General features: G+C 69.8%; 10 protein-coding genes. 9 read left to right on the top strand and 1 reads right to left on the bottom strand.

The genetic code is table 11. The features are described from left to right. Positions 1-236 precede the first annotated feature (236 nt). Together AC2A1K_RS35345 and AC2A1K_RS35340 are read left to right on the top strand one after the other, a co-directional pair. Positions 237-785 (top strand): mobilome CxxCx(11)CxxC protein, encoded by a 549-nt coding sequence (locus tag AC2A1K_RS35345; protein WP_483901028.1) that lies wholly within the window; start codon positions 237-239, stop codon positions 783-785. A 272-nt stretch (positions 786-1,057) separates the two neighbouring features. Continuing rightward, positions 1,058-1,615, top strand: a complete 558-nt coding sequence (locus AC2A1K_RS35340) for a phosphohydrolase (protein WP_483901027.1) — start codon at positions 1,058-1,060, stop codon at positions 1,613-1,615. Here the strand turns inward: AC2A1K_RS35340 and AC2A1K_RS35335 are convergent. Further along, positions 1,606-1,965, bottom strand: coding sequence for a helix-turn-helix domain-containing protein (locus AC2A1K_RS35335; protein WP_483901026.1), 360 nt, complete (start codon positions 1,963-1,965; stop codon positions 1,606-1,608). The two genes, AC2A1K_RS35340 and AC2A1K_RS35335, sit on opposite strands and share 10 nt — an antisense overlap. 105 nt (positions 1,966-2,070) lie before the next feature. On the opposite strand from AC2A1K_RS35335, the gene AC2A1K_RS35330 reads away from it, so the two are divergent. The 7 genes from AC2A1K_RS35330 (at position 2,071) to AC2A1K_RS35300 (ending at position 6,606) form a co-directional block, all read left to right on the top strand. Beyond that, positions 2,071-2,448: a hypothetical protein gene (locus AC2A1K_RS35330; RefSeq protein WP_483901025.1), complete on the top strand. Its 378-nt coding sequence runs from the start codon at positions 2,071-2,073 to the stop codon at positions 2,446-2,448. Then, positions 2,445-2,699, top strand: coding sequence for a hypothetical protein (locus tag AC2A1K_RS35325; protein ID WP_483901024.1), 255 nt, complete (start codon positions 2,445-2,447; stop codon positions 2,697-2,699). The genes AC2A1K_RS35330 and AC2A1K_RS35325 overlap by 4 nt, the downstream gene beginning before the upstream one ends. Positions 2,700-2,818: 119 nt before the next feature. Beyond that, positions 2,819-3,652 (top strand): hypothetical protein, encoded by an 834-nt coding sequence (locus AC2A1K_RS35320; RefSeq protein ID WP_483901023.1) that lies wholly within the window; start codon positions 2,819-2,821, stop codon positions 3,650-3,652. Further along, positions 3,645-3,968 (top strand): hypothetical protein, encoded by a 324-nt coding sequence (locus AC2A1K_RS35315; RefSeq protein ID WP_483901022.1) that lies wholly within the window; start codon positions 3,645-3,647, stop codon positions 3,966-3,968. Before AC2A1K_RS35320 ends, AC2A1K_RS35315 begins: the two co-directional genes overlap by 8 nt. After that, complete coding sequence (locus AC2A1K_RS35310; RefSeq protein WP_483901021.1) at positions 3,965-4,873, top strand: FtsK/SpoIIIE domain-containing protein; 909 nt, start codon at positions 3,965-3,967, stop codon at positions 4,871-4,873. The genes AC2A1K_RS35315 and AC2A1K_RS35310 overlap by 4 nt, the downstream gene beginning before the upstream one ends. After that, entirely contained in the window at positions 4,870-6,390 is a 1,521-nt protein-coding gene (locus AC2A1K_RS35305) for a replication initiator (RefSeq protein ID WP_483901020.1), read from the top strand. Before AC2A1K_RS35310 ends, AC2A1K_RS35305 begins: the two co-directional genes overlap by 4 nt. Positions 6,391-6,411: 21 nt before the next feature. Next, positions 6,412-6,606 carry a helix-turn-helix transcriptional regulator gene (locus AC2A1K_RS35300; protein WP_483901019.1) on the top strand — a complete coding sequence of 65 codons (195 nt, stop codon included), beginning with the start codon at positions 6,412-6,414 and terminating at the stop codon, positions 6,604-6,606. Positions 6,607-6,721: the final 115 nt, after the last annotated feature.

Here is a 6,721-nt window from a genome sequence, read left to right as displayed (position 1 = left end):
CACCACCCAACCCGTTCGCAGCATCAAGGCCCACCGCCCGAGGAAGACCGGGCAGACCCATGTTTCCTAGGCCAGGTGTCAACGATGTCCTGAGACCGAACTGTCAACCATCTCCTGGGACTGGACACTTGGGGCTTCAAGACTGCGCGCCTCGCTCGGCGAGGCTTTCGACCGGGACTTGACATTCGATGACTGATACGAGTGACACGGAGCTGCGCGAACTACGCACCAACGGCATGGACCGAGCCCTCCATGCGACCGCGACCGCGCGAATCTTTGAAGACCGCTCGACGCGCCTCAATCGCCGTATACGCTTCGTGTCTTTCCTTGGCCTCGTGGTTCCGATCATAATCGGCGGCCTTGCCTTGTCCTATGGGGTCGGCCTAACTGTCCTGCCACTGCTGATCGTGATCGGCTCGGCTGTCGGACTAGTGCAGCTTGTCGCCTCGCTCTGGTCGGTCGTGGCCACGTGGGTGGAGAAGTATGACCACGCCGTTCGGTCGAGCGTGCAGAACCGGTGGCTTGCTAGAGCGTACGAGGAGCTTGTCCGAATCCCCAATCTGCAAGTCGCCGCCGCGCAAGTCGAACTGAAGATTCTGATGACACGCGATGATGCGCAGAGAGAGGCAGACTACCGAGCGGGGGTATCCGAGCCAGAGAAGCGAAAGGGGATGCGAGCAGCACTACTGAAACAGAACAGACCCTGTGCCAAGTGCGAGAAGACGCCTCCAGATATGACGCCTACGAAATGCGGAGTGTGCGGTGACTTCACCCGGTGGACCTAGAGGACGCGACCCACTCGCAGGCGCGAGCGCAAAGACCAAGCAGGTTCTTCGCGGATATACACAACTCACCCGCGAAGAACAGCAGAAGTTCGTAGAAGTTCTCAACCTGCACATCCGCTCCCTCGCTGAGGGAAAGTCAGTCTTGGGTTCCGCGGCGGGCCTGCAGATCGACGTAGGTCCGACTGGCAGCGGTGGTAGATGCCCGTGTTGTCAACGGTAGATTACAAGATTGGACGATGGTCGGTCGCGCGCTGAGCGATTACGGTTGAGCCGTGCCGTTGTACGCCGACGAAGCTCGGGCGGTCGCCGACGGGCTCCTTTCCGAGCCGCTTCCCCAACGCTGGGCACACGTGGCTGCGGTGGCCCACCGTGCTGCCGTCGTAGACGCTACGAGAGATGAGGGAGACGTCCTGGAAGCCGCCGCGTGGCTCCATGACGTGGGCTACGCGCCCAGACTCTCCGAAGTCGGCTTCCACCCGCTCGACGGCGCACGGCACCTGCGGAGCACCGACGTACCCGACAGGATCGCGGGCCTGGTGGCGTTTCACTCGTCGGCCGCTGCGGAAGCCGTTGTCTTCGGTGTTGCCGATGAACTCGCGGAGTTCGAGGACGAGCGGACACTAACTCGTGACCTGCTCTGGTACTTGGACATGACCACCGGCCCGGACGGCCGGGTCCTAGACTTCAAGGAACGAATGGCCGAGGTCCGGGAGCGCTATCCCGCCGACCACTACGTGATCCGGGCGCTCGACCTCGGTATGAGCGAACGCGTCGCCGCCGTGGAGCGCGCCACCACCTGGCTCTCCTCGGTGGGCCTCAATCAAGTGTAGTACGGCGCCGGGTTCTCGCTCAGGGCGTGCTCGATGCGGAGCCGGATCGAGGGGTGGACCTCGATGTTGTCCAGGGGGTCCGAGGGCACCGACCCGCGATGCGGTAACGCCGAGACGATCTCCGATTGCGCGATCTCGGCCTGCCGCGCCGCAGGAATCGCCGAGGGCCACAGGTAGGACTCGGGCTGGTGCACCAGCGCGGACAGCGCGCGCCGATTCCGAGCGTGCGGCGTCCTGGTCGTGGTGATCCACCGCTCCACCGACTTCGGGTCGAGCCCGAGCCGGTCGGCCGCTTGATCAGTCGTGACGCCTGCGGCCATCATCGCATCGCGCAGTCGCTCGTTCGCCATGGCGACTCTCCCGCACGTTTGGGGACGTTTCGGAGCGTACTCCGGACGTCCTGAAAAGTCCCGCGAGTTGGTGTGGGCGTCCCACCGATTTCCGGAGTCTTCGTGATGCCCCGAGAGAACCGGGGCCACCACCTCGACACCGGAGAAGAGATCATGGCGACGATCAAGGTCGACATCTCGGGAGCCCGCTACAGCGTCGGCTCCGAGCCCAAGCCCAAGAACGACATGGAGGGCCGCCAGCGCACCGACCGGCTCACCGGTACGCCGCTGTTCACGACCCAGCTCATCAAGCTCGACGACGAGGGCGCGGAGATCATCGCGGTCACCACGCCCGGCGACCCCGGTGTCGGGCAGGGCGCGGAGGTGCGCCCGGTCAACCTCATCGCGATCCCCTGGCAGCAGGACAAGCGCGCCGGGGTCGCGTTCAAGGCCGACAGCATCGACCACGTCGTGGCGCCGAGCACCAAGGGCGGTGCCGCGTGACCGCCGTCAACCAGCGCACCGAGACCCGCTGGACCGGGCTCAACGCCACCCAGGCCGACGGCACCGAGTGCGTGATGTGCGAGGTCTCGTTCGTCTGGCCCGAGGTCCCCGCCGAGCACCACCCGGCACCGGTCCGCGGCACCCGCAGCGGCCCCGCCGGTATCCCCGCCGTTCCCGTCGGAGTGTCCGAGACCGGCGCGCAGGTCTTCGCCTGTCTCGGCATCTGCGCCGCCCTCGCCTACCCCGACTGACCCGCCCGATCGCTGTCCCCGCAGTTCCCGGGTCGGGGCTGGCTTCCCCGCAGCCCCGACCCCTCCCCCACCTCGTCCGGCCGGCTCACGCCCGGCCCTCCCGTCCGGAGTGACCCGCCATGCCCGCGAACAACACCAGCCGTCCGGCCAACCGCCCCATCATCCGTCGGGCCCGCACCGACTCGTTCGAGGTCATCACCGCCCCCACCCGCCACCCCGTCGCCCGCGTCCTCGGGCTCCTCATCCGGCTGCGCGCCGAGATCACCACCGTCGTCGGGTTCGTCGCTGCGTACGCGCTGCTGCTCGGCTGGCTCTCCCCGGTGGCGGTCTCCGCGATCATCGCCGTGACCGTCGCCGTCGTTCTCGCCGTCCCCGTCCTGCGCCACTTCGTCTCCCATCGCGCCGCCGCGGTGCTCACCCGCCACCGGCTGCGTCAGGTCCTCGTCGAGCGCCGCTGCCTGAACTTCTCGCGTTCCGCCCCGCTGTTCCTCTGGTCGCACCCCACCGAGGTCGGCGAAACGGTCTGGCTGTTCCTGCGCGCCGGCATCTCGCCGTCCGACGTCGAGAACGAGACCGAGTGGATCGCCTCCGGTTGCTTCGCCCGCGACGCTCGCGTTACTCCCGTCCGGAAGATGTCCGCCCTCGTGCGCGTCGAGGTCATCCGCCGCGACCCCCTCGCCGAGGAGCTGATCGCCTCCGAGCTGGCCGACTGGACCGCCGCCACCGGCACCCCGCCGCCGCAGGGCACGCGCGTCGTCCCGCCCAAGCCCGGCAACCAGCACCGGTCCGGCCCCGGCGGCCCTCGTGGTCCGGTGCACGGTCCGACGCTCGACGACCGCGACGGCGTCCCGCCCGTCGTCATCGAGCACCCCCTGCCCACGACGCCGCAGGACCGAATCGACGACCGCAACGTCGTACCCAACCGCGGCGGGGACTGGTCGGACTATGTCTGAGCCCATCACCGCGGCCGTCCCCTTCGACCGGTCCACCGTCAAGGCAGCCTTGACGCCTCGTCGTCGGCGACGGGTCGTGGAGAACGACGAGTACGCCGGGTTCTCCCGCCGCGTTCTGCGGGCCCACGGCCGGCGCATCGCCCGCGGCGACGTCGAGGGCCTGGCGGACCTCGCCCAGCTCGCCGACGCCGTGCAGACGGCCACCCGCACCGCGGTCACCGGCCTGCGCGGTGAGGGCTACTCGTGGACCGAGATCGCCGACCGCCTCGGAGTCACCCGCCAAGCGGCACAGCAGCGCTTCGGGGGTGCACCGTGAGCATCGACGACGAGCACCCCGGACCGGTCCGGCTGCGCGACCTGCTGCGGTCCTGGGCCTGCGCCGTCTGCACTCCGGCCGCGGTCTGCGACGCGGCTCCCGGGCTGTCGGCACTGTCGATCTGGGACCCGATCCACCTCGGCACCGACGAGCACGGCCGCCCGGTCCGCGTGACCCTCGCCTACCGCAACGCTCTCCTCGCGGGCGAGCCCGGCGCCGGCAAGTCGGTCGGGCTCAACCTCCCGACCGCGCATGCCGCGCTGTCGACCGACTGCTCGCTCTGGCTGTTCGACGGCAAGCGCGTGGAACTCGGACTCTGGCGGCGCGCCGCAGACCGCTTCGTCGGCCCCGACCAGAGCGAGGCCATCGACGCCCTTCGTGACCTTCAGACCAACATGGACGAGCGCTACGACTGGCTCGACGAGCAGCGGCGCCGCAAGGTCGGCCCCGACGACGCCTCGCACGGCCTGCGGCCCACCGTCGCGGTGTTCGACGAACTCGCCTACTACTCGGCCACCGTCGGCACCAAGACCGAGCGCGAGACCTTCTCGATGCTCGTGCGCGACCTCGTCGCCCGCGGCCGCGCCGCCGGGATCATCGTCATCGCCGCCACCCAACGACCGTCCTCGGACATCATCCCCACGTCGCTGCGGGACTTGTTCGGCTACCGCTGGGCGTTCCGCTGCACCACCGACGCCAGCTCGGACATCGTGCTCGGGCACGGCTGGGCTGCCCGCGGGCACACCGCCGCCGCGATCCCGCCCGAGGACAAGGGCATCGGTCTCCTGCTCGCCGAGGGTGGCGAACCGGTCCGGATCAAGTCCGCCTACCTGTCCGACGAGCAGGTCCACGCCCTCGGTGACACCGCCGCCGCCCTGCGCGCCGAGCACCGGGACGCGGCATGAGCACCACCGGCACCACGGTCGACGAGCTCGGACGCCGTCGCCTCGCCCGCACGGCCGCGACCACCGACCCCGCCGAGTTCACCCGCCATCGTCGCGAGGACTGGTCGGGCTGGCTGGCCCACCTCGGCGGTGCCGCTGCAGGCTGCTCGCACCCCATCCGCCTTGCCGGCTCGCTGACCACGGTCGAGACGGCGACCGGACGGATCACCGAGGAGACCCACACGTCGGCGATGCCGGACGCGGTGCTCTACGTCCCGTGCGGAAACCGCCGCGCCAACGTCTGCGCGTCCTGTGCAGAGACCTACCGCGCCGACACCTATCAACTCGTCACCGCCGGCCTCGTGGGCGGCAAAGGCGTCCCCCTCACGGTCACCGAGCACCCGTGCGTGTTCCTGACCTGCACCGCCCCGTCGTTCGGGCCCGTCCACACAGCGAGGACGGACGCGAAGGGCCGGGCGCTGCCCTGCCACCCCCGGCGCACCATCGAGACCTGCCCGCACGGCATCGAGGTCGTGTGCTGGGAGCGGCACGACGAGCACGCCCCCGAACTCGGACGCCCGCTGTGCCTGGACTGCTACGACCACGACCACCAGGCCGTGTGGAACGTCAGCAGCGGCGAGCTGTGGCGCCGAACCATGGTCACCGCGACCCGCGCGCTGCGGCGCCTCGAGCAGCCCGGCGCCAAGCTGCGCCTGTCCTACACCAAGGTCGCCGAGTACCAGACCCGCGGCGCCGTGCACTTCCACGCCCTCGTCCGCCTCGACGGCCGCGACCCCGACGACCCGACTGCGATCCTGACGCCGAACCCCGCGATCCGGGCCGGGCACGTCGCGCTCCTGCTGCACGAGGCGGTGCACAGCACGAACTTCCGGACCGAGGCCCACCCGGAACAGCCGGAAGGCTGGCAGATCACCTGGGGCGAGCAGTGCGCCCCCCGCCCCGTCCGGCTCACCGTCCGCGATGTCGACGACGCCGGAGAGATCACCCACGGCGCCGTGGCCGGCTACCTCGCGAAGTACGCCACCAAGGCCACCGAAATGGCCGGCCACGTCTCCACCCGCCTCACCGAGGCCACCGCCGCCGTCTACGCCGACCCTGGAACGCACGTCGGGCGGCAGATCGCCGCCTGCTGGCGCCTCGGCACACGCCCCGACGGCGAGGACGACCGCCCACCGGACGCGAAGCAGTGGCGCGACGGCTGGGGCCGGCTTCGACGCTGGGCGCACATGCTCGGCTTCGGCGGGCACTTCTCCACCCGCAGCCGGCGCTACTCCACCACCATGACCGCCCTACGCCAGGCCCGCCGCGACTGGGCCCGCGAGCACGCCCAGAGCATCGGCCCCGAGGTCGACGACCATGCCGACGACGACACCACCGAAGTCGTCGTCGCCTCCCTCACCTTCGCTGGGATCGGCTGGCACACCACCGCCGACGCCCTCATGGCCAACACCGCGGCCGCGAACGCCCGCGCTCGACGCCTCGCCGCACGCGACGCACTCGGCTCGATCACCGCATGACCAACGAGAAAGGGAAGGACGATGCAGAACGAGGAACCGGAACGACTGTGGGGAGTCGCCGACGTCTCGGCGTTCCTGGGCGTGCCCGTGAGCACGCTCTACCAGTGGCGATACCAGGGCATCGGACCCGTGGGCCGGCGCGTCGGTCGCCACGTCCGATACGACCCGCGGGACGTGCGTCGCTGGTTCGCCGACCTCGACGACGCCGCTGCCTAATGCTTCTGTCAAGCGGCTTGGACCGGCCGATGGTCGAGACGGTAAGGCTGGCGGGTGCGCAACATGGCGTGCAGGACGTTGACCCGCCGGCGAGCGAGCGCAATCACGGCTTGTT

The sequence above is a fragment of the Actinomycetospora sp. 2LY8.5 genome (genome assembly GCF_057180585.1).
This window is presented reverse-complemented; position numbering and strand designations above follow the sequence as displayed.